Genomic DNA, 23,235 nt, shown 5'->3' on the forward strand with positions numbered 1-23,235 from the left:
GGGTGGGGAAACTTGCTATGCACATTGAAAACATTAGCCAAGCCAAAGTATTTGAAGGCTGGCATAAACAGTACACGCACTCATCACAAGTACTAGGGTGCAGTATGCGTTTTGCTATTTATCTTCCACCTCAAGCGGCCTACCAATCGGTTCCGGTGTTGTATTGGTTATCCGGCTTAACATGCAGCGATGAAAATTTCATGCAAAAAGCTGGCGCATTTCAAAGCGCGGCTAAGCTCGGTATCGCGATTGTTGCCGCCGATACCAGCCCAAGAGGTGAAGGTGTTCCTGACGACCCGCAAGGAGCGTATGATTTTGGCCTTGGCGCAGGATTTTACCTCAACGCAACTCAAGCGCCTTGGGATAAGCACTACCAAATGTACAGCTACATTGTGCAAGAACTTCCAGCCTTAATAGAACAACATTTTCCCGTAAACCAACAGCGAGCGATTGCAGGACACAGTATGGGTGGCCATGGTGCGTTAACCATCGGATTGAAAAACCCTCAACGCTATCGCTCAATTTCAGCATTTAGCCCGATAAGCAACCCAATACACTGCCCTTGGGGGCAAAAAGCATTTCGCCACTACCTTGGTAATAACCTGCAAGATTGGAAGCAATACGATGCGGTTGAATTGCTCACTACTCACTCATCATCCTTACCCATTTTGGTTGACCAAGGAGAGGAAGACCCGTTTTTACACCAACAGCTTAAACCTGAACGCTTACTCGCCGCTGCACAAGCGAGCAATAGCCAACTCTCGTTAAGAATGCATAAAGGTTATGATCACAGTTATTTTTTCATTCAAAGTTTCATTGATGATCACTTAGCATTTCACGCGCAACATCTGCACAAATAAGATTGAAAAAGCCCGCGATACACTCGCGGGCTTTAAATTCAGACTCGATAAATAACGTTAACGCTACAAGCTGTATGTGTAAGGCGCTTGCACCCCTAGCGGAATACCAAAAGCCCAGTAAGCGAGCAGGAACAGCGTCCAACCAATCAGCATCGCAATGGAGAAAGGCATCATCATTGAAGCCAAGGTGCCAATGCCCGTCGATTTTACATAACGTTGGCAATACACCACGACTAATGGGAAGAAGACCATCAGTGGAGAAATAATGTTAGAAACCGAATCGCCCACACGGTAAGCCGCTTGCGATAGCTCGGGAGAAATCCCTACCGCCATCAGCATAGGTACCAGAATTGGACCAATCAATGCCCATTTTGCCGAGGCCGAACCCACCAGCAAATTAACGCTAGCCGTGAGTAAAATCATCCCCACAATCGTTGCTTGGCCGGGTAAGTCCATCGCTTTTAGGCCTTCGGCGCCATACAATGCCAACATAGTACCAATATTAGATTGACCAAACGCTGATAGGAACTGAGCACAGAAGAACGACATCACTATGTATGCGCCCATCGTAGCCATGGTGCCAGACATCGCTTTTATCACGTCATTACTGTTTTTAAAGGTGCCAGCCACTCGGCCATACACAATTCCCGGAATAATAAACAAGATAAAAATCAAAGGAACGATCGACTTCATCACTGGAGCAGAAAAGGCCGTTAGCTCACCATCAGGCGAACGCAGTGCTGAGTTTTCTGGGATCAAAGCCGCTACTAGTAATGCAATACCTACCACCATTGCCCAGCCAGCAAAACGAAATGCCCTCGATTCCGTTGCGCTGAATGTTCCTAGATCAGGCGCTATTTCCGTATCTTCATCGACAGGCATATTCGCTAGACGAGGTTCAATAATTTTCTCAGTAACATACCAACCAATCGCGACGATGATCACCGAAGATAAACCCGTGAAGAAAATGTTCGCCAGCGGATTCACTATGTATTGAGGATCCAAAATTTGTGCGGCGGTTTGTGTAAAACCAGCGAGCAAAGGATCAATACCAGAAGGAATAAAGTTCGCTGAAAAGCCACCAGAAACACCAGCAAATGCGGCTGCAATACCGGCCAGTGGATGACGCCCTGCCGCATGGAAAATAATCCCACCCAGAGGAATAACCAATACATAACCAGCATCAGCAGCCGTATGCGACACTATCGCCACCAAAATCAGCATCGGTGTTAGTAGTTTCGCTGGCGTGAAATTTAGCATTTTCTTAAGGCCTGTAGTGATAAACCCTGAAGAATCAGCCACTCCCACACCGAGCATGGCAACCAGCACGATACCTAGCGGCGCAAAACTGGTGAATGTGGTCACCATATTGGCTAGAAAACTCGCGAGCGCTTTACCTGTCAGTAGGTTATTCACCTGCAATGCTTCACCCGTTCGAGGGTTGGTCAAATCAAATGTCACATTCGATAACAGTGCCGATGAAACCCAAACAATAATCAATGCCCAGAAGAACAAAATCGCAGGGTCAGGAATTTTATTTCCTGCACGTTCAATAAAATTTAAAAAGCGATCCATACCGCTCGGCTTCGGAAATGGTGCTTGTTTTACGACTTGGTTACTCATTCGTAACTCCATATGTGATGTTGCTGCTGTAGGCCTATATCAATTTATTTAGCCGACCTATTAATCGTCGGTTATTCTATAAAAAAGCCTCAACCAAAGCACAAGCTTCTACAGTTTTTTACAAAAACGGGGACATATTTTGCAAAAATAGCATTCCACCACAACAATCCAAACACATTCTTATGCTCTTTTTTCCTACAAATCAGTAACCAATTTGCAAAATCAAATATTTCATTTTTGTATAAGCATCGAGACGCTAATCAAACTCACTGAACTGCGAAATCATGGTTTTCAGCTCAACCGACTGCTTATTTCCCTGACGATCATGCCAATAGGACTCAATATAAATGGTTTTCAGTGAGCCCGATAAAGAGACCGTTGGTACTGACCAACTGAGTGTATAAAAGGGATGTGAGTGATCTTGTCCGTTGACAATATCACTATCAAAATTCGCTGGCGTGAGAGTAGAAATCGCGGCAGAAGCGCCACGGCTACGAAACCATTCCAACTTTTGTTCGGCCAAATGTAGTGCTTCGATACTATGAACGGCAAAATCCGCCTTTTGTTCAACCAACACTTGTAATTTGACCAAACCCAGTGCCCCAACACCAATTAGAACAAACGATATCATTACTTCTATTAGGCTAAATCCTTGTTGTTTAGAGATCATTCCATGAACCTTTTTGCCATCTAGGTGGAACCGAAAAGGAAAAGCTGTTTTCAATATCACTGTTATATTGCAAACGTAGCGAGTTATAAAATAGTGCGATCTGACCTTGGGTATCAAAGGCCATTCCTCCGGTAAATTGAAAAGATCCCGACTGTAAGTAGGTAGCGTGCTTTGGCGTCAAGGTGGTAGCGCTGCCGTACAATGTTTTTATCGGTGCATCAAAATTAGCATTGAGATCCGCGATGAGTTCAGTATCAAATCCATTCCAATTTGCCGTATCAGCGGCAAATCCACTGTTAAAATGAAAGAGCCCCCCTTGAATGCTGCCACTCCCTCGAATCCCTAACACGCCATTATGCACCAGCAAAAAAAGGTAAGTCCCAGGATGAGCATTTTGTATGGTTGACATTGTATCAATCGATGCTTGGTTCAGTTGACAACTGCCATCAATCCATACTTGATTCGGCTGACCAAGAACCAAAGCACCTTTAAATTTCGAAACACAATCAACATCACCACTAGTCATTGTGTAACTCAAGAACTTAAATTCAGTATCGTCGCGTGCTTTTTCCCATTCTCCCCGTTCGTAACCAAAGAGATCTTTAAATGGGTTTAGCGTTTCATCTCGGTAAATATCATTTTTGACATCGACTGCTTCATAAAGACCGCGACTATTTTTCCAAATACCGCTTTGTGAACTACTGTTCGTTTTATGCGTCGGCGCGCAATCGGCACTATTGTCAAAAACAGCGCTTGGTTTTTGAATAGCACTCCCAACACCATTATTTGTCACTCCCGCCGTAGCAATAACATATTTAGCAACGGCGATAGCCGCGCATTCATATTTCCCATCACTATTTTTGGGCCCGGGATCTGGTGGAGAAATAAGTGTAGAGCCAAACACTATTAAGTCTGAAGTAGAACGAATGGCTCCTGGACTTCTCCCACGTTGAAACAGAATGTTCTTTTTCAACGTCGTCATTTGATACTGGGACATAAGTGTACTGGCGTTAGTAGGGTCTGCAGAGAGGTACGTTAACTCTAAATCGACACACAAGGTATTGAGGTTGTTGGGAATTGAACTATTTTTATTGTTCATAATATGGCTATAACCACACTCAAGCCCCCCTTCTGCTCGCCAATGCTGTTGCCTCGCTTGCACCTCATTTTGTGCTCGTTTGATCTGAAAAAAGAGCGAACGGTAGGAGCCTAATGCCACCACTAAAGCGAGCACCAACAAAAGCGTGGTGATCAATAACGTTACAGCGCCTTGCTGAGCTTGCTTCATTACTGCCAATTCCTTTGTTTTATTGCCACTCCAAATGATGTTGATACACGGCTATCCCCCACCAACTCTGCTGCCATAGAGATCGTCATGTAGGCTGAGCTCACACCATTCGCCGCTAATGATGCTCGCTGGGCTTGAAAATGAGTCACATTAATCTGGTTAATATCAAAAATAGCAGAGCAACCAGCCGTCGCTTGGGAAACGGTTTTGGCCCCTGAAATCACAGACGTCGGCCTGTCACAGACACCCAACGCGCCAGAAGTCATGACAAACCCAACATTTCTGATCTGTTTCGTTGCCCCCGTATCATCAAGGTAGGCATACGCGAGCGTTGATTGGTCGGCCGAAACAAAAACGATATCATCGCTATCCAGTAACGTGAGTGAGTTACCATGACCGCCATCATAACCTGCACGTTGAATATCTTGTTTGAGGTATTGCAGCGCGCCCGTCACTTGTTGCAGTAGCAGTAGCTCCTTGCCTCTTTCGGTCGCTACCTTCTGCCCAGTAATGAATACGGAGCCGATAATGGCTATCGCAATCAAGCCAAGCATGGATGCCACCATGAACTCAATTAACGTTGCCCCCATCTGCTTGGTTTCAGCGATATGAGCTTTATAGGTATGCTTTTTTGCTCTCGGTATGTTAGCTGCACTGCTTAAAACCAAAATAGTCTCCTCCATTACCACATAGGCGCATTCGTCCTGAAGGTCTATAGGTCGTGAATTTGAGTGCACCTTGGTGTGTTGAAAAATCAAGGCTCCCATTTACAGCTCGGCCATTAATGGCTTCAAAATGGATCTGATTTGACGGGTAATTCACCCCCAATTCAATATTGCGATAAGGTTGCCCCGATAGCGATGAAATCACTTGCCCCCCGGGATAGGTTCCTGAATTAGTCAGCACGATTTGCCATTCACCTTGGCTATTAACCGAACCCGACATGACAATATGCGCCCATAGCGGCTGCTTTCTCATTACTGCTTCCGAACGGGCGCTCATCATCAAGCCATTAATCTCACCCGCTAAACGTTGCATCTTTTGCGTATCACTGACTTGTTTGAAATTGGGAGCCGCTATCGTGAGTAAAATAGACAAAACGGAAACCGTGATAAGCAGCTCAAGTAAAGTAAACCCGCGAGCCATTTCCCAAATTCCTATGTAATTAAAATATGAAACAAAATTCACCTTGCGCGAATGCTATCACCTAATAAAAATAGCGGGTAAATCAACAAGGAACTCCACGTGATGATTCGAAATTCTAAATGCAACAACCACAACCGGCGGTCGTTCGGGATGACATTGATCGAATTATTGATTGCGGTTGTGATTATTGGCGTACTGTCTGCAATCGCTTATCCAAGTTATACCAAGCACGTTTTAAAAGGGCACCGAACCACCGCACTCGCCGATATGGGGAGAATTCAACTGGAACTGGAGCATCACTACGATAAGGGTTATGACTGGAGTGGGATCATTTCAGGGGGAAATTGCGTCATCTGTGAAAGCGATGCTGAACGCTATCAGTTTTCAGTCGCCAGCTCCGCAACCAGTAGCTACACCATCACCGCGACGGCGCAGAGCACCAGAGGCCAAGACAAGGATGAATGTCTAACCAGCGATAAGGTCATGACATTGAAATCAACCAACGAATCAGCCCCAAGCGCATGTTGGAAATAGAACACTACAAATGTTCCGTTTGTGAGGGGAGGACAAAGTCATCCTGTATCTGGAACGAATAAGGCCTGCATTGCAGGCCTTATTGGATAGATAATAATTCAACAGTGAATTAGCTGGTTAAATCATCGAAGAACTTTTTCACGCCATTAAAGAAACCTTCCGATTTAGGCTTATGCTTATTTGCCGCTTCACCACCGCAAGTTTCTTCAAATTCACGTAATAGTTCTTTTTGACGCGCGCTCAGTTTCACTGGTGTTTCAACTACGAGTTTGACAACCAAATCACCGATCGCCCCACCGCGTACGCCTTTCACACCTTTACCACGCATACGGAACATGCGCCCTGTTTGCGTCTCTTCTGGCACTTTCAAGTTTACACGACCATCGAGTGTTGGAACTTCAACTTCACCGCCAAGTGCAGCCATAGCAAAACTTACAGGGACTTCACAGTATAAGTTGTTACCATCGCGTTCAAAAATGTGGTGCTCTTTGACGTGAACTTGTACATACAAATCCCCCGCTGGAGCGCCCATTTCTCCCGCTTCACCTTCGCCAGATAAACGAATGCGATCGCCCGTATCCACACCGGCTGGAATTTTAACATTAAGCGTTTTGGTTTTTTGCTTACGCCCCTGTCCGTGACACACGTTACATGGGTCTTTAATGATCTTACCTTTACCATGGCAAGTCGGACAGGTTTGCTGTACAGCAAAAAATCCTTGGCGCATCTGTACTTGGCCGTGACCATGACAGGTTCCACACGTTTGCGCAGACGAGCCTTTCTTCGCGCCAGTACCTTCACAAGAATCACAATGGACCAGTGTTGGCACTTCAATCTCTTTCGAACAACCACGAACGGCCTCTTCTAAAGACAGTTCCATGTTGTAACGCAAGTCAGCACCACGTTGTGCACGCGCTTGACCACCGCCCCGGCGACCACCACCGAAAATGTCACCAAAGACATCACCGAAGATATCGCCAAAATCAGCACTGCCGCCACCAAAGCCGCCACCGCCCATTCCGCCTTGTTCAAAAGCAGCATGACCGTACTGATCATAAGCCGCTTTCTTTTGCGAATCGGTTAAAATTTCATACGCTTCTTTTACTTCTTTAAACTTGTCCGAAGCGCTGTCATCCCCTTGGTTTCTATCAGGGTGAAACTTCATTGCTAGGCGCTTATACGCCTTTTTAATATCGCGCTCAGAGGCATCTCGGCCTACGCCTAATACTTCGTAAAAATCACGTTTTGACATCTTCTTCGTCACCAATTTGTTACCGCAAACGACACGCTGCCGCTTGGTGTTTATATCGACCTAACTAATGGTTCTAGATTCTAGTGAATTCAAACTAAAAAGACACTGTTAGTTAGATGGACACCAATGAGTTTTCATTAATTACAGACATACGGGCGTAAGAGTTACCCCAAACGCCCGCATCATACCGTTGATTTCATTCTTCTCTTAGAGAAGTTAGGGTGGGTTAAACTCGCGAGCCACCCAACCCTAGCCCTCCCCGTTTAAAAGGAGGGAACTCAATCAATTACTTTTTGTCTTCTTTGACTTCTTCAAACTCAGCGTCAACGACATCGTCTTCTGCAGACTGTTGTTGGCCTTCACCCGCTTGTTGTGCTTGAGCTTTTTGCTGAGCGATCTCCATCAGTTTTTGAGCAGCAGCCATAAGCGCTTGAACTTTAGCGTCGATCGCTTCTTTGTCTTCACCTTTCTTCGCTTCTTCAAGCTCAGTAATGGCCGCTTCAATCTTCACTTTATCGTCAGCAGGAAGAGCATCACCCGCTTCTTCAATTTGCTTACGAGTACCGTGAATCATTTGGTCCGCTTGGTTACGTGCTGTCGCTAACTCTTCGAACTTTTTGTCCGCTTCTTTGTTTGCTTCAGCTTCTTGGACCATTTTCTCGATTTCAGCATCGCTCAAACCGCCAGACGCTTGGATAGTGATCTTCTGCTCTTTGCCTGTTTGTTTATCTTTCGCAGACACGTGCAAGATACCATCCGCATCCAAGTCAAACACAACTTCAATTTGTGGCATGCCACGTGGTGCAGCTTGAATACCTTCTAGGTTAAATTGACCTAGCGATTTGTTGTACATGGCTTGCTTACGCTCACCTTGTAGAACATGGATCGTTACTGCGTTTTGGTTGTCTTCAGCGGTAGAGAATACTTGATTCGCTTTAGTTGGAATCGTTGTGTTTTTCTCAACCAGCTTAGTCATCACGCCACCCATTGTCTCGATACCGAGAGACAGAGGCGTTACGTCAAGTAGCAGTACGTCTTTTACTTCACCCGCAAGCACACCACCTTGAATGGCCGCACCAACAGCAACCGCTTCATCTGGGTTAACATCTTTACGCGCTTCTTTGCCAAAGAATTCAGCCACTTTCTTCTGAACCATAGGCATACGAGTCTGACCACCTACAAGGATAACGTCAGTAATGTCGCCGACAGACAAGTCTGCATCAGCCAGCGCCACTTTCAGTGGCTCAAGCGAACGCTGAACAAGGTCTTCCACTAGAGATTCTAGTTTCGCACGTGTCACTTTCACGTTCATGTGCTTAGGACCTGCGGCATCAGCGGTGATGTAAGGCAAGTTCACATCTGTTTGTTGCGCTGATGACAACTCAATCTTCGCTTTTTCTGCGGCTTCTTTCAGACGCTGCATCGCAAGTGGATCAGTTTTTAGGTTGATGCCTTGCTCTTTTTTGAACTCATCAACGAGATAGTTGATCATGCGGTTATCAAAGTCTTCACCACCAAGGTGTGTGTCACCGTTAGTTGCTAGAACTTCGAATGTTTTCTCGCCTTCAACTTCATCGATCTCGATAATTGAAATATCAAATGTACCACCACCAAGGTCGTATACCGCGATAACGCGATCGCCACCTTGTTTGTCCAAACCATAAGCAAGTGCAGCCGCTGTTGGTTCGTTGATGATACGTTTTACTTCAAGACCTGCAATACGACCTGCATCTTTCGTTGCTTGACGTTGTGCATCGTTAAAGTATGCAGGAACCGTAATAACGGCACCAGTAACTGGCTCACCAAGAAAATCTTCAGCTGTTTTCTTCATTTTCTTCAGAACTTCAGCTGAAACTTGAGGAGCGGCCATTTTTTGGCCTCTTGCTTCAACCCAAGCATCGCCATTATCAGCCTTCACGATTTTGTAAGGCATGATTTCAATATCACGTTGAACTTCTTCGTCTTCAAAACGACGACCGATCAAACGCTTAATTGCAAATAGCGTATTGGTTGGGTTTGTTACCGCTTGACGTTTTGCAGGCTGACCTACTAGCGTCTCACCATCTGTATATGCAATTACCGATGCAGTTGTACGTTCACCTTCAGCGTTTTCAATAACGCGAGGTTTGTCGCCATCTAAAACAGCAACACAAGAGTTAGTAGTACCTAAGTCAATACCAATGATTTTACCCATCAGGCTATCTCCAAATAAATTCTATTTTTGTTTTATGCTACCCCCTATGTGGGGGAGGGAGAACAGGGTTTCAACCCTTACTCACAAACTAAACAAGGATGTTCGTTTCTCGTATGCCCAATAAATAAGGTCACTCAGCACCTTTTCAAGGGCAAAATTGAAAAAAGTTATGATATTTCGACTAAACAGCGTAAATAACGACTTTTTCAATCCCGAAATCACTTAATGAAGGTTTCTATCTCGACATTAATCGATTTCGACATAAAAAAGAGAGGCGACGTACACCTCTCTTTGGCACTGAATAAATTAACGCCAATAAAGCATTTGGCTTATTTCGCAACTCTTTACTTTGATACCATGACCATCGCAGGGCGAATCACTCGGCCATTCAACTCATAGCCCTTTTGCATCACAAACATCACAGTATTAGGTTCATGATCTGGGCTCTCTTGAATTGACATTGCTTGGTGCAATTCTGGGTTGAATGTTTCGCCTTCAGGATTAATCTCTTTCAAGCCAAACTTTTCAACTACGCCAATGAAAGTTTTGTGTGTCAGTTCCACACCTTCCACCAGCGGTTTCACCACTTCGTTCTCAGCGTCAGCAGCTTGAATCGTGCGCTCTAGGTTGTCTAACACTGGCAACAACTCTTCAGCAAAACGGCTCAACGCATATTTACGCGCTTTATCGATCTCTTGCTCTGAACGGCGGCGCATATTTTCAACTTCCGCTTTCGCTCTTAGCACCGAGTCTTTTTGCTCTTGAATTTTTGCTTCGCTCGACAGTAGCGCCGCTTCTAATTGCGCAATTTGGGACTCTTTCTCATCGACTTCAACTTGTTCGTTCCAATCGATATCCGCGTCAGTACCAACGACTTCAGCTTCTTGACCCACTACTTCTTGCTGTAGTTCTTCTTCTTTGATTTTGTTTTCTTCGTTGTTCATGATATCTCCAGAATCCAACTATTTTGCGCTTAACCTCCACAGTTCAAAAAGTTAAGCACACAAAAATTCGCACAAAGGCATAACTTGCCCTTATTATGGGGATGAACAATCCTGATTCAAGCCTAATTAGTTTGGAAAATTTATGAAAAAACCATTTGAAGTGATCGCTATCATTGGAAAACCAAGAGATCAACAAGCCATTCAGACACATAAAGAGCTTTACCAATGGCTAACTTCAATGGGATATCCGGTCTTTATTGATGATCGTCTCAGCGAAATATTGGAAGGTGTACCTGCGGAACATTTCGCTAGCCTGCTTGAAATCGGCAAAAAAGCAGACCTTGCGGTTGTGGTTGGGGGCGATGGCAATATGCTCGGTGCCGCACGCGTATTATCACGCTTCGACATTTCCGTGATTGGGGTGAATCGTGGCAATTTAGGATTTTTGACCGATCTCAACCCAGAAGATTTTCAACCAAGGCTACTTGCAGTACTCAATGGCGAATATTTAGAAGAGCAACGCTTCTTACTGGAAACAGAAATTCATCGTCACGGGCAAGTCAAAAGTCATAATGCAGCGCTTAATGAAGCCGTATTACACCCCGGCAAAATTGCACATATGATTGAATTTGAAGTCTATATAGATAATAGCTTCGCTTTTTCTCAACGCTCTGATGGCCTTATCGTTTCTACCCCAACGGGCTCTACCGCTTATTCACTTTCTGGCGGCGGGCCGATTTTATCCCCCAGTTTAAACGCCATTACATTGGTCCCCATGTTCCCGCATACCCTTTCAAGCCGCCCCCTAGTTGTGGATGGCAACCGCCAGATAAAACTGCTGGTTTCGCCTGATAATCGCGGAACACAGGAAGTTAGCTGCGATGGACAAGTATCCCTACCGGTTTCCCCCGGTGATGAAGTGCATATTTACCAAAGCCCAAATATTCTAAAGCTCATTCATCCTAAAGATTACAGCTACTATCACGTGCTAAGAAAGAAACTGGGTTGGTCGAGTAAATTGTTTTAAACCAACCTCTTCACCTTCTATTGACTGTCGACCTCGATTAATAATATCGAGGTCTTTTTATCGGGAATCTTTAATATTTAATGAGTTTTTAAATTTCTATTTATTTTCTATCATAAATTTACTTATCCTATAGCTGATTATTTGTGAGCCATGATTTATTCCATATTCAAGTTAAGGACTTCGATCACAATTATTATTTCTATCAATTTACTTACTGATCAACTTGGTTAAGAATCGTTCCATCAGTCAACCAGCTATAACTCACAACGGATTTAGATATGAGTAAAAATCTAAAAATTCAAGATAAGTTATGGTCAAGCTTCCTAGCTTGGTACACGCACGACTATCAAATCTCAATTTTACCATCTTTTGCACACGCCTAGCCTGCTTGGTTGTTTCTGCATTCTTTCGAATCCATTAAACAATCAGCATCAACACTAAATCTATTTATATCGCTTTTCGATACTTGCATTCATCTTTATTAATTTAAAGTTGTTGCTTGGTTATTCTCAAATAGATTTATTTCACTCGAATTTTATCGCTAATTATTTGGCGCGATATTTTGCACTCTAAATATATAAAGGGTGTTGACTAATATCGCCTGACGAAATTTAAATTATTCAAAGGTATTATCATGGAAAACTTTAAACACTTACCAGAACCCTTCCGCATTCGTGTTGTTGAACCAGTAAAACGTACAACACGTGAATATCGCGAAGAGGCCATCCTTAAAGCGGGTATGAACCCATTCCTTATCGATAGTGACGATGTATTTATTGACCTTCTCACTGATAGCGGCACAGGCTCTATTACTCAAAGAATGCAAGCAGCAATGCTAATGGGTGATGAAGCTTACAGTGGCAGCCGCAGCTACTATGCGCTGGCGAATGCGGTGAAAGATATCTTCGGTTATGAGTTAACTATCCCAACTCACCAAGGCCGTGGTGCAGAGCAAATCTATATTCCTGTTCTAATTAAAAAGCGTGAAAAAGAAAAAGGCCTAGACCGTTCAAAAATGGTGGCGCTGTCTAACTACTTCTTCGACACCACTCAAGGTCACACTCAGGTTAACTGCTGCGTGGCGAAAAACGTCTATACCAAAGATGCGTTCGATACATCTGTCAATGCAGATTTCAAAGGTAACTTTGATATCGCGAAACTGGAAATGGCGATTGAAGAAGCAGGGCCTGCGAACGTACCTTACATTGTCAGCACGATTACTTGTAACTCTGCCGGTGGTCAGCCTGTCTCTATCGCTAACTTAAAAGCGGTATACGAGATTGCTCAACGCTACGATATTCCTGTCATCATGGACTCTGCGCGCTTTGCTGAGAATGCTTACTTTATTCAGCAACGCGAACCGGGTTATCAAAATTGGACTATCGAAGAAATCACTCGTGAAACCTATAAATACGCAGATGGTTTAGCCATGTCTGCTAAGAAAGATGCAATGGTTCAAATGGGCGGTCTGTTGTGTTTCAAAGATGAATCGATGATGGACACTTACACGGAATGCCGCACGCTTTGTGTGATTCAAGAAGGTTTCCCTACTTATGGTGGTCTTGAAGGTGGTGCAATGGAGCGTCTTGCTGTCGGTCTATATGATGGCATGCGTCAAGACTGGCTAGAGTACCGTATCGGCCAGGTTCAGTACCTTGTTGATGGCCTAGAAGCCATTGGGGTTGTGTGTCAGCAGGCTGGCGGCCACGCAGCATTCGTTGATGCAGGCAAACTATTACCTCATATCCCTTCGCATCAATTCCCGGCTCATGCTTTGGCCTGTGAACTCTACAAAGTCGCCGGTATTCGCGCGGTGGAAATCGGTTCGTTACTATTAGGCCGTGATCCTGCAACGGGTAAACAACACCCTTGTCCTGCTGAGTTGTTACGCCTAACCATTCCTCGTGCTACTTACACTCAAACGCACATGGACTTTGTTATCGAAGCATTTGGGAAAGTAAAAGAGAATGCCCACAACGTGAAGGGACTCGATTTCACCTACGAGCCACAAGTGCTACGCCACTTCACAGCCCGTCTAAAGGAAGTTGAATAATCACTAACTAAAGCGCGCCTAATTGGCGCGCTATTTCCTTCTAAATCGAGCAAAACAAAATCTATAAATTTAGCGGGCTTTTTCCTCAACATGAAACTTAAACAAGAGTAACGATTATGAACAATAATCCATCTTTAGTAGGCGGAGCTTGTATCATAGCAAGCGTCTGTGTCGGAGCCGGAATGTTAGGTTTACCGAGTGCGGGAGCAGGCGCTTGGACGACTTGGTCTCTTATCACAATTACCTTCACTATGATCATGATGACACTCTCGGGTTGGATGCTATTGGAAGCATTCAAGCGTTACGATCTTAAAGTGTCTTTCAACACTGTGACCAAAGACATCCTTGGCGATAACGTCAACCGAATTAATAATTTAGCAGTTTATTTTGTCGGCGGTATCTTACTTTATGCTTACATCACATCTTCAGGTTTAATTCTAGAAGGTGTTTTAGGTATCAATAACAAAATCACATCAGTCCTGTTTGTTGCTGTTTTCTCTCTTTTCGTTTGGCACTCTACTCGAGCAGTCGACAGGATCTCTATTGTTCTTATTGCCTTTATGGTACTGAGCTTCGTATTTGGTGTTTCTGGTTTAGCCGTTAACATAGATACTAGCGTACTTTTCGACCGCATTAACGAAGAATCCAATTATGCCCCATACGCTATGGCAATGTTACCTGTGGCGTTAACTTCATTTGGTTATCATCACTCAGTGGCCAGTATGCGTTCTTACTATGGGTGTGAGCATCGCGCAAAATACGCCATTTTGGGCGGTACCGTTATCGCACTATGTCTGTACTTCCTGTGGATGGCCAGTATTTACGGTAACCTACCACGTAGCAATTTCGGCCCAGTGATTGCCCAAGGTGGTAACGTTGAAGTTCTGTTAGCAGCGTTAGGCTCTGTGATTGATTCAGACAAGGTATCGCACGCAATCAACACCTTCTCAATGGCAGCCATTCTTTCTTCGTTCATTGGAGTAGGCTTAGGTGTTTTTGATTTTCTGGCAGACCTGTTTAAATTTGAAGACAACAAACAAGGTCGAACTAAAACGTGGCTAGTGACATTTATTCCACCACTCACCCTTTCTTTATTGTTCCCTTTCGGCTTTATTCTGGCGATTGGCTATGCGGGTGCTGCTGCAACAATCTGGGCTTGCTTAATTCCAGCGTTATTGGCTCGTAAATCACGCACTTTAGAAGGTGGTCAAGAAGGATTTATGGCACCGGGTGGCAACGCAATGATCGGCATGCTGATCTTATTTGGTATCGCAACCGCAGTATTCCACTTTATGTCAATGATGAACCTATTACCGACATTCAGCGGTTAAGTCAGTTTCACTACACCAATGGCAACCCACTAATGACGAGAATTACGATGGTCTTTGAAAGCCACCAAGCCTCTTTTCCAGCGCGCTCATGCGTGGAAGTTGCTCGCCTGCCTATGGATGCGAAAGTGGAAATTGAAGTGATAGCGACCAAGTAAGCGCTATTCTCTAGATGATAAAAAAGACGCATCAAGCGTCTTTTTTATGTGAATTTATGCAATGTAGATTAACCCTAGCAAACCAACTACGGCGATTGTCGCGCCAAACACCATGACACTCGATAGTTTATCAGCCAATGTCGATTGGGATTTACCTTTTTCAGAGGTGCTTTTCTTTTCTAATAGCGAAAGAAGTGCTGAGTTCATCATTTACTACACCTTGTTACATTGTATACAGGTTGCGTATTCTATCTTTTTTGTGAACCTCGTCAAACTATTTAATGAGCATTTAATAATCAATTCAAAACTAATTAACCCCATCGAATGAAGTAAAATTCACTAGAAAGCCAGAGCTATCAAGCAACATAAATCACTTCCTGTCGCATGCACTAAACTCAGCGCAGTTTACAATACTCATAGTTTTCTGACAGGCATCTTTACTGTATAAAAAAACAGTTTATACTGTTCACTTATACAGTGTTATTTGATTATATAGGTACAGAAATGCTGGCTCATTTAAGTGTGAATAATTTTGCTATTGTTAAATCATTGCAGTTAGAGCTTTCCAAAGGAATGACTACCATTACTGGCGAAACCGGTGCGGGTAAATCCATTGCAATTGACGCGCTCAGTTTATGTCTTGGTGGCCGTGCGGAAGCAGGAATGGTCAGGCAGGGTGAAGAAAAAACCGAAGTCAGCGCCGCCTTTATTTTGGACAATAACCTCAACGCCACGCGCTGGTTGGAAGACAATGACTTGCTCGACCAAAAAGAGTGTATTTTACGCCGAATCATCACCAAAGATGGCCGCTCTCGTGCCTTCATCAATGGCAGCCCTGTGCCTCTTTCACAACTCAAAGCTCTAGGTCAATTACTGATCAACATCCACGGTCAACACGCCCATCATCAACTGATGAAAAGTGAGTATCAAATGAGCATGCTGGACCAATACGCAGGTCACGTGAATCTTGTCAAAGAGACACGCTTAGCCTACCAAATGTGGCGTCAAGCAGATAACCAGCTCAATCAACTCAAAGAAAATAGTCAACAAAACCAAGCTCAAGTTCAACTGCTGGAATATCAAATCAAAGAACTCAATGAATTGGCGATTGGTGAAGAAGAGTTCACCGAACTCGAACAAGAGCACAGACGTTTAGCCAACAGTGGCGAGCTTGCTACCACTTGCCAGCAAGCCATTGAACTTATTTATGAGGGGCAAGAAGTCAATGCGCTAAGTTTGCTGCAGTCAGCCAACCACGCCTTGCTTGAACTGGCCGAGTTAGATGAAAAACTTGCCACCTTACCCAACATGGTGGCTGAAGCCATCATCCAACTCGAAGAAGCCAACAGTGAATTGCGAAACTATCTGGACAGTATCGATGTCGATCCTGAACGTATGGCTTATGTAGAAGAACGTTACTCTAAAGTGATGTCCATATCGCGCAAGCACTACATCGCTCCTGAAACGCTTTACCACCACCACCAAGATCTGCTCAAACAAATAGCGCAACTTGACTGCTCTGAAGATAAATTACAAGAACTGGAAAGTAACGTTTCCAAACAGTATCAGCAGTTTGCAACCTGTGCCGACAAACTGCATAAGTCTCGTAGCCGTTACGCGAAAGAGCTGGATAAATTAATCACCAATAGCATGCACGAACTGAGCATGGAAAAAGCCAAGTTCTGCATCGAAGTTAATCATGAAACAACGCATCCATCACCACTGGGTTTTGACACCGTAACCTTCTTAGTCTCGACCAACCCAGGTCAACCGCTGCAGCCTATCGCTAAAGTCGCGTCAGGCGGAGAACTGTCACGGATATCTCTAGCAATCCAAGTGATCACCGCTCAAAAAGTAGACACTCCTAGCCTTATTTTTGATGAGGTCGATGTCGGTATCAGTGGGCCAACTGCTGCGGTGGTCGGAAAAATGTTAAGGACATTAGGCGAATCAACTCAAGTACTGTGTGTGACTCACTTACCACAAGTGGCAGGTTGCGGGCACCAACAACTGTTTGTCAGCAAGCAAGCCAAAGCAGGAAAGACAGAAACACAAATGAAACGGTTAGACAATGAACAACGCGTCGCTGAACTTGCTCGCCTTTTAGGGGGTAGCCAAATCACCGAATCTACCCTTGCTAATGCGAAAGAACTGCTGATCGCCGCCTAAGCTGACATTTTTCTTTTTAGGTTTGCAACCAAACTCAAAATTTGCAGTCTCAACTAGCTCGTAGCTCAGTCTATTTTTTACTTCTGCTGCGAGCTTGTTTATTATCAGTCCAGTTTTACGACCTATTGGCAAAGAATTTTGAATATGCAGTTAAAAAAGTGGTTAATCGCAGTCCCTTTAGCAATGACAATGCTGACTGGATGCTCTTTATTAGAAAAACTCGTTTATCGTATTGATATTAACCAAGGCAACTACGTTGAACAGCAAGCCGTCGATCAACTCAAGTTCGGTATGAGCAAAGAACAGGTTAGGTTTGTCATGGGGTCGCCGATGCTTATTGAAAACGGTTATCCCGATACTTGGTATTACATTTATCACCACACGGAAGGCCACAAAGAATCGATACAGAAAAACCTGATTGCGACATTTAATACCGCAGGTGCTTTGATGGAAATCAGTGGCGACTACCCTCCTAGCGAACGGTTTTTTGAAGGCGTAAACTGAACGAAAACACGTTCAAACAAATGATACCCAAAGTGCACCTCACAATGAGTGACACTAACGGACAGGGCTCATAACGAGCCCTTTATCTTGCATCCAATACCGCAGCAACGTTTACTGTTGTGCTTTTGCCTGCTCGGCTCTCTTGCGACGGATCTCTTTAGGGTCGGCCAATAACGGACGATAAATTTCAATGCGATCACGGTCTCTGACCGTCGAATCTAGCTTAACGTTACGACTAAAAATTCCGACCTTATTTTTTGATAAATCAATCTCTGGGTAGAGTTCAAGCACACCGGACTGTTGAATTATCGTTTCGACGGTTGAGTTTTTGTCTACCACCAAATTAAGTACTCTTTGCTCATGAGGCAATGCATAGACAACCTCAACATGGATCATCTCAGATTCAATACTCATTACTGATACACCTGTTTCGCTCGTTTGGTAAATGCGTTAACCATATTACTAGTCAATTCATTGAATATCTTGCCAAAAGCCAATTCCACCATTTTGCTCGAAAATTCAAACTCCAGTTTAAGTTCAACCTTGCAGGCCTGTTCATCAAGTGCAGTAAAATACCAACCGCCTTTTAAAGCCTTAAAAGGACCATCGACCAAATTCATCAAAATAGCTTCACTGGCCACCAACACATTCGACGTTGTGAACGTCTTACTTATCCCTGCCTTTGAAACATCCACCGAAGCCACCATCGACAAATCGGAAGATTCAATAACGCGAGAACCAGAACAACCTGGCAAAAATTCAGGATAACGAGCAACGTCATTCACGAGATTAAACATTTGTTCTGCACTAAAAGACACTAAAGCAGAACGACTGACTTGCTTCATATTCTCTCCTCATCACCACCGAAAGAGTCTGGTGTGTAACAATTTTACTTTTATTCTTATCCTACGCAAATAAAAGGATTTCCTAAGCTCAAACCAAACCGTATAATGCCGCCACTATGGTAAAGAAAAAATCAAACTCAAAAGCAGGTAGCAATACCATTGCTGTAAATAAAAAAGCTCGCCACGAATACTTTATCGAAGATGAAGTAGAAGCTGGCATGGAGCTCCAAGGCTGGGAAGTCAAATCTCTTCGTCAAGGCAAAGCGAATATCGCAGAAAGCTACGTTTTCATGCGAGATGGAGAAGCCTTTGTTTCCGGAATGACAATAACGCCACTGCAGCAAGCATCCACTCACGTGGTTGCCAACCCAACTCGCGTGCGCAAGCTGTTAATCAGCCGCCGTGAACTGGACAACCTTTATGGACGCATCAACCGTGAAGGCATGACACTTATCGCACTATCACTGTATTGGTCTCGCTCTTGGGTGAAAATCAAAATTGGTGTAGCGAAAGGTAAAAAACTGCATGACAAACGTGATGATTTAAAAGAAAAAGATTGGGCAAGAGAGAAAGCACGCGTAATGAAGAGCTCATTGCGTTAATCTTGACCACTTAGACGCAGAAAGCTAGACAGACAAAGGTTTTCTGGTAGTATGCGTCAACACACTTGGGGCTGATTCTGGATTCGACGGGAATTTTGCAGTCTGAGGTGCATGCCGTGGGGCGGTTTGCCACGTTAAAAGCCGCAAAAAAATAGTCGCAAACGACGAAAACTACGCACTAGCAGCTTAATAACCTGCCAAGAGCCTTTCTGCCCTAGCTTCCGCTCGTAAGACGGGGAATAACAGAGAGTCAAAACCAAACAAGCTCGTGCCGCGTCTCCCGCCTGAGAGACAAAGCATTAAAACTAATTCAGGATAGCCATTAGATAGCGTGTCGGTTCGCAGTTTGATGGTGAAATTAAAGATCGAATAAGCATGTAGTACCAATGATGAATGATTTTCGGACGCGGGTTCAAATCCCGCCAGCTCCACCAATCACTAGTAACGGGACGTCTCAGGACGTCCCGTTTTCTTTTCTAAACCCTTGTCCTATCTAGCTTTAAGTGGTTCAGGGCGTCTCATCAAGATTCACTTAATCTCAGTCATTTAGTAACATTCCTCGTAACACTAACCAATAACAACACATATTGTGTGTTACATTAGAAAGGAACCATTAAAATACCCAATAAAATCAAAATCTTATAGAAAACTCAAGTAACCAAAGCTAAGCCCTTAGAAAAAGAATATTCGCTTGCCGATGGCAACGGTCTGTACTTATGTATAAAACCTAATGGCGCAAAACTTTGGATTTTCAACTACATCCATCCAGTAACTAAAAAACGCAAGAACATCAGCCTTGGTGCTTTTCCTGACATTACTCTCGCATCTGCGAGAGAGAAAACAAGAGAAATGCGCCAACATGTCGCTGAAAGCATTGATCCTAAAACTCACAGAGATAACCAACTAATTACCGCATAGATAGCTCAGTCATCAACAACTAAGTCAGTTGCATAAGAATGGTTTGAAGTAAAAAAGCATGACGTTTCCGAAGACTATGCCAACGATATCTGGCGATCTCTCGAGCTACATATCTTTCCCAACCTCGGTAACATGCCGATAAGTGAGCTAACTGCCCCAATTGTGATTCAAGTCTTACGACCTGTAGAAGCAAAGGGCGCATTAGAGACAGTTAAGCGAGTATGTCAGCGAATAAATGAAGTGATGAACTACGCGGCGAATTGCGGAAAGATTCAGTCCAACCCATTGGTCGGGATAAAACAAATATTTAGATACAAAGTACATCAGCCATCAAATGATTGAAGAACAGCACAAAGCATTCATTAGCAACTTTCCAGAGAAAGTTGATATAGCAATATATCACCGCCTTCCATCTAAAGAAGCTTTTGCTTTCGAGCAAAATGCCAACAACGATTATGCTCCGTACTATAATGCGGGGTTGAGTAATGAGTTGATCTCAAGAGCTAGGTATTGGGTGGCAGGACATCAACATGATGCTGTAGAGAAAGTCATTGCGGACGGTAGGACCACATTTATTTGTAATGCCAAGGGTTCTGTCCGCTTAACCAATGGATTACTTGCTAATAAAGCTTATTACCTATAAGAGCTAGCTAACAATAGACTTCGGCCTCTGAAAGTCCGCTAGGGCCTTCTCACTGTGATCATTGCCCTTGTGAAGCAACCAAACAGAAATGATGCATAGATCCATCACCTCCCTCACAGCCCCAACACTATCATTCGCATAGAAATCACTCAAAACACTTTTACGCGCATAAAAGTGTTAAAAATCTCTTTTTTAAGCGCAAAAAAATGTTATACCTTGCATTTAATTGCGCATTTTTGTGTAATACACACTCAACCAGATAAGCACTTTAACTGAGGTGGCTAGATGAAACGAACACTACTTGAAAACCTACTCACCTGGAAAGACAAGCCGACAAGGAAGCCTTTACTGATTGACGGTGCTAGACAAACTGGTAAAACATTCTTATTACAGGAACTATTAGGAAGTACATTCGAAAATGTCATAAGAATCGATTTCCTAGAAAGCCCTGAGTTAATTGAAGCTTTTTCAGGCTCTCTAAACCCTGATGACATCATCACCAACATTGAACTATTAACAGGAGAAATCTTCGAACCATCGACAGATCTTCTTATTTTAGATGAAATTGGTGAATGTCCAAGAGCGGTCACCTCTCTTAAGTACTTTGCAGAAAAGGCTCCCAAAGCTTATGTTGCTGCTAGTGGTTCAAATATCGGATTGCTCACGTCCTTTCCCGTTGGAAAAGTTGAGCAACACAATTTAAGGCCACTGACTTTCAGGGAATTCTTGTGGGCATCTGGAGAAAAAGCACTGCAAAAAGCGTTTGACCAAAAGCTGAATTCTCCAGCAGCTCATACAAAATTAATCGAACTACTGACCGACTATTATTTTGTTGGCGGTATGCCTGAAGCCGTAAACTCATGGTTCGAAAACTCAGAACTCAGTATTATTGAACGCATTGAAGCCGTATCTGAAATTCATAGGAACTTAATTGAGGGCTACATGCGTGATTTCGGAAAGTACTCAGGAAAAGTGGACGCACAGCTAATCGAATCTGTATTTCGAAGCATTCCCGCTCAACTATCTTCGGTATTCGACGACTCCGTTAAACGGTTTAAATTCAAGGGAGTTCACGAACGCAAGTCTCGCTATGCTGAATATGAAAGTGCGATCACATGGCTTCACAAGTGTCGGCTTGCTTTAAAAAATCATCCTATTGAAGGACAGCCTCGTTCTCCTTTAGCTGCTTATCAGAAGGAAAATACGGTTAAACTGTTTCTCTTTGATGTCGGGCTATTGAACCATATGCTCGGCACTGGTTACCGTGAAATCAAACAGCAAGGCTATGAATACAAAGGATATGTCGCCGAAAACTATGTTCAACAGGAAATCGCTGCGCTAGGTATTGAACCAAGCTTCTCTTGGGGAGACGCAAGAGCAGAGATAGAGTTCATTATCGCTGATGACCTAGGTCGAATCATACCTGTTGAAGTAAAAAGCGGTAAGCGAACCCGTGCGAAATCATTGCAATCCTACATCGAGAAGTGTAAGCCCCACAAGACAATCAAACTTACAGGTACTCAAGGCTCTCCAGCAACAGAGAGAGAGCACATCGTGATGCCGCTTTACTACACAGAATATTTACTTGATCACCTCAGAGATCTAGATAAAAGCTAAGTGAGTAAGAAAATACTCATTAACATCTAAGAATCAATGTTATGAGTAATTTTTTACTCATAACATTAATAACTAATTCATAAGCTTTAGAGGATCTGATAAAGCGAGGCTACTATGAATAAAAGTGCTCCAGAAAAAAGAGAGTCTGTAGAAGAGGTCATAGCTCGTTTAAGGGCCAATCGAGATACACCTCACGAGATATCAGAGAGCCATGTCGTTAATACATCGCCCAAAGCTTCAATAAGTCAGAGAGTCTCAAAAATCTCCCCCTCCACTCGTCCATCAGAACGCAAAACAGAGGCAAACAAAATCATCAAACACTTATTGCTTGGAGAGCTAACACAAGGCCAAGCGTTAAAAAGTTTACGCATTAATATACTGGGACTCAAACAGGATGTGTTCGCAAGACTTGTAGATGTCTCAAGAAAAACACTCTCAGATATAGAGAATGATCGGGGCAGCTACAATACAGAGATTCTCAACAAGGTATTCAAACCATTTGGCTTAAAAGTCGGAATGCTACCGTCTTCTCCCGATGTGTTAAAATCGCTACTACTAATAGATAGTGAGGATGGGTAAATAGATAGTGAGGCTGGGTAAAATACTCAGTATCAGCGCTATTGCTTTAGATTAAATTGCTATAACAAGCTAGAATTTTTAAATGATTTTGGAATACATGGACGCGGGTTCAGTTCCTTTTGAAGCAGGAAATTGATGTAACATTTGATGCAACACCAAATTGGTAACATCAATATAAGTTACTGAATTTATGAAAAGTGAGAAACCATTTCAACTTGTGCCAGCTCGCCATTCTCAACCGCTTCATAAGCTTGTTACGTTCATTTACACTACTTTACGAG

General features: G+C 43.6%; 20 protein-coding genes, 1 other RNA gene and 4 pseudogenes. 14 read left to right on the forward strand and 11 right to left on the reverse strand.

What is annotated here, in order from left to right:
* The first annotated feature begins 17 nt into the window (after window positions 1-17).
* Entirely contained in the window at window positions 18-860 is an 843-nt protein-coding gene (gene fghA / locus AACT18_RS14275; RefSeq protein ID WP_094124936.1) for an S-formylglutathione hydrolase, read from the forward strand.
* A 63-nt stretch (window positions 861-923) separates the two neighbouring features.
* On the opposite strand, the gene AACT18_RS14280 is transcribed toward fghA, so the two are convergent.
* From AACT18_RS14280 to AACT18_RS14300, 5 genes are all read right to left on the reverse strand, one after another.
* Entirely contained in the window at window positions 924-2,483 is a 1,560-nt protein-coding gene (locus tag AACT18_RS14280; RefSeq protein ID WP_019281153.1) for an AbgT family transporter, read from the reverse strand.
* A 256-nt stretch (window positions 2,484-2,739) separates the two neighbouring features.
* Window positions 2,740-3,153 carry a type IV pilus modification PilV family protein gene (locus AACT18_RS14285; RefSeq protein WP_017045593.1) on the reverse strand — a complete coding sequence of 138 codons (414 nt, stop codon included), beginning with the start codon at window positions 3,151-3,153 and terminating at the stop codon, window positions 2,740-2,742.
* The gene (locus AACT18_RS14290; RefSeq protein ID WP_094124937.1) at window positions 3,143-4,450 is read right to left on the reverse strand and encodes a hypothetical protein; all 1,308 of its coding nucleotides are present in this window, start codon (window positions 4,448-4,450) and stop codon (window positions 3,143-3,145) included. The genes AACT18_RS14285 and AACT18_RS14290 overlap by 11 nt, the downstream gene beginning before the upstream one ends.
* Window positions 4,441-5,109: a PilW family protein gene (locus tag AACT18_RS14295; protein WP_094124938.1), complete on the reverse strand. Its 669-nt coding sequence runs from the start codon at window positions 5,107-5,109 to the stop codon at window positions 4,441-4,443. Before AACT18_RS14295 ends, AACT18_RS14290 begins: the two co-directional genes overlap by 10 nt.
* Window positions 5,087-5,587: a GspH/FimT family pseudopilin gene (locus AACT18_RS14300; RefSeq protein ID WP_017043370.1), complete on the reverse strand. Its 501-nt coding sequence runs from the start codon at window positions 5,585-5,587 to the stop codon at window positions 5,087-5,089. Before AACT18_RS14300 ends, AACT18_RS14295 begins: the two co-directional genes overlap by 23 nt.
* Window positions 5,588-5,689: 102 nt before the next feature.
* On the opposite strand from AACT18_RS14300, the gene AACT18_RS14305 reads away from it, so the two are divergent.
* Window positions 5,690-6,121, forward strand: coding sequence for a type IV pilin protein (locus tag AACT18_RS14305; RefSeq protein ID WP_026028109.1), 432 nt, complete (start codon window positions 5,690-5,692; stop codon window positions 6,119-6,121).
* A gap of 109 nt (window positions 6,122-6,230) precedes the next feature.
* Here the strand turns inward: AACT18_RS14305 and dnaJ are convergent, their stop codons facing one another.
* The 3 genes from dnaJ to grpE form a co-directional block, all read right to left on the reverse strand.
* Entirely contained in the window at window positions 6,231-7,373 is a 1,143-nt protein-coding gene (dnaJ, locus tag AACT18_RS14310) for a molecular chaperone DnaJ (RefSeq protein ID WP_026027474.1), read from the reverse strand.
* 286 nt (window positions 7,374-7,659) lie between these two features.
* On the reverse strand, window positions 7,660-9,567 hold the full coding sequence (dnaK, locus tag AACT18_RS14315; RefSeq protein ID WP_013857431.1) for a molecular chaperone DnaK: 1,908 nt from the start codon (window positions 9,565-9,567) through the stop codon (window positions 7,660-7,662).
* 344 nt (window positions 9,568-9,911) lie between these two features.
* Window positions 9,912-10,511 (reverse strand): nucleotide exchange factor GrpE, encoded by a 600-nt coding sequence (gene grpE, locus AACT18_RS14320; protein ID WP_038148829.1) that lies wholly within the window; start codon window positions 10,509-10,511, stop codon window positions 9,912-9,914.
* Between the two features lie 142 nt (window positions 10,512-10,653).
* Between grpE and nadK the strand changes: the two genes are divergently transcribed.
* The 4 genes and pseudogenes from nadK to AACT18_RS14340 form a co-directional block, all read left to right on the forward strand.
* Window positions 10,654-11,538, forward strand: a complete 885-nt coding sequence (gene nadK, locus AACT18_RS14325; RefSeq protein WP_013857433.1) for an NAD(+) kinase — start codon at window positions 10,654-10,656, stop codon at window positions 11,536-11,538.
* 634 nt (window positions 11,539-12,172) lie between these two features.
* Window positions 12,173-13,591 (forward strand): tryptophanase, encoded by a 1,419-nt coding sequence (gene tnaA / locus AACT18_RS14330; protein WP_094125721.1) that lies wholly within the window; start codon window positions 12,173-12,175, stop codon window positions 13,589-13,591.
* Window positions 13,592-13,707: 116 nt separating this feature from the next.
* The gene (locus tag AACT18_RS14335; RefSeq protein WP_026028108.1) at window positions 13,708-14,922 is read left to right on the forward strand and encodes an aromatic amino acid transporter; all 1,215 of its coding nucleotides are present in this window, start codon (window positions 13,708-13,710) and stop codon (window positions 14,920-14,922) included.
* A gap of 53 nt (window positions 14,923-14,975) precedes the next feature.
* Window positions 14,976-15,077 (forward strand): annotated as a pseudogene (locus tag AACT18_RS14340) (Rid family hydrolase); the annotation flags it as partial.
* A gap of 54 nt (window positions 15,078-15,131) precedes the next feature.
* Here the strand turns inward: AACT18_RS14340 and AACT18_RS14345 are convergent.
* On the reverse strand, window positions 15,132-15,287 hold the full coding sequence (locus AACT18_RS14345; protein WP_017047959.1) for a hypothetical protein: 156 nt from the start codon (window positions 15,285-15,287) through the stop codon (window positions 15,132-15,134).
* 294 nt (window positions 15,288-15,581) lie between these two features.
* On the opposite strand from AACT18_RS14345, the gene recN reads away from it, so the two are divergent.
* Together recN and bamE are read left to right on the forward strand one after the other, a co-directional pair.
* Window positions 15,582-17,246 carry a DNA repair protein RecN gene (recN, locus tag AACT18_RS14350; RefSeq protein WP_094124844.1) on the forward strand — a complete coding sequence of 555 codons (1,665 nt, stop codon included), beginning with the start codon at window positions 15,582-15,584 and terminating at the stop codon, window positions 17,244-17,246.
* 144 nt (window positions 17,247-17,390) lie between these two features.
* Complete coding sequence (bamE, locus tag AACT18_RS14355; RefSeq protein ID WP_026027472.1) at window positions 17,391-17,750, forward strand: outer membrane protein assembly factor BamE; 360 nt, start codon at window positions 17,391-17,393, stop codon at window positions 17,748-17,750.
* Window positions 17,751-17,861: 111 nt separating this feature from the next.
* Here bamE and AACT18_RS14360 read toward each other — a convergent pair whose 3' ends face one another.
* Window positions 17,862-18,164, reverse strand: a complete 303-nt coding sequence (locus AACT18_RS14360; protein ID WP_010319507.1) for an RnfH family protein — start codon at window positions 18,162-18,164, stop codon at window positions 17,862-17,864.
* On the reverse strand, window positions 18,164-18,595 hold the full coding sequence (locus AACT18_RS14365) for an SRPBCC family protein (RefSeq protein WP_013857438.1): 432 nt from the start codon (window positions 18,593-18,595) through the stop codon (window positions 18,164-18,166). Before AACT18_RS14365 ends, AACT18_RS14360 begins: the two co-directional genes overlap by 1 nt.
* Window positions 18,596-18,711: 116 nt before the next feature.
* Between AACT18_RS14365 and smpB the strand changes: the two genes are divergently transcribed.
* The 6 genes and pseudogenes from smpB to AACT18_RS18155 form a co-directional block, all read left to right on the forward strand.
* Window positions 18,712-19,197 (forward strand): SsrA-binding protein SmpB, encoded by a 486-nt coding sequence (gene smpB / locus AACT18_RS14370; RefSeq protein WP_013857439.1) that lies wholly within the window; start codon window positions 18,712-18,714, stop codon window positions 19,195-19,197.
* 67 nt (window positions 19,198-19,264) lie between these two features.
* Window positions 19,265-19,631: a transfer-messenger RNA gene (ssrA, locus tag AACT18_RS14375) on the forward strand.
* Between the two features lie 214 nt (window positions 19,632-19,845).
* Window positions 19,846-20,427 (forward strand): annotated as a pseudogene (locus tag AACT18_RS18150) (phage integrase central domain-containing protein); the annotation flags it as partial.
* A pseudogene (locus AACT18_RS14390) lies at window positions 20,426-20,758 on the forward strand (metallophosphoesterase); the annotation flags it as partial. The pseudogenes AACT18_RS18150 and AACT18_RS14390, both read left to right, overlap by 2 nt.
* A 285-nt stretch (window positions 20,759-21,043) precedes the next feature.
* Window positions 21,044-22,375 carry an ATP-binding protein gene (locus AACT18_RS14395; protein ID WP_094124857.1) on the forward strand — a complete coding sequence of 444 codons (1,332 nt, stop codon included), beginning with the start codon at window positions 21,044-21,046 and terminating at the stop codon, window positions 22,373-22,375.
* Between the two features lie 282 nt (window positions 22,376-22,657).
* Window positions 22,658-22,954: pseudogene (locus AACT18_RS18155) on the forward strand (helix-turn-helix transcriptional regulator); the annotation flags it as partial.
* Window positions 22,955-23,235 lie beyond the last annotated feature (281 nt).

Origin of the sequence: Vibrio sp. V04_P4A5T148 (assembly GCF_963875605.1) — a bacterium.
GTDB classification, from domain to species: Bacteria; Pseudomonadota; Gammaproteobacteria; order Enterobacterales; family Vibrionaceae; genus Vibrio; species Vibrio anguillarum.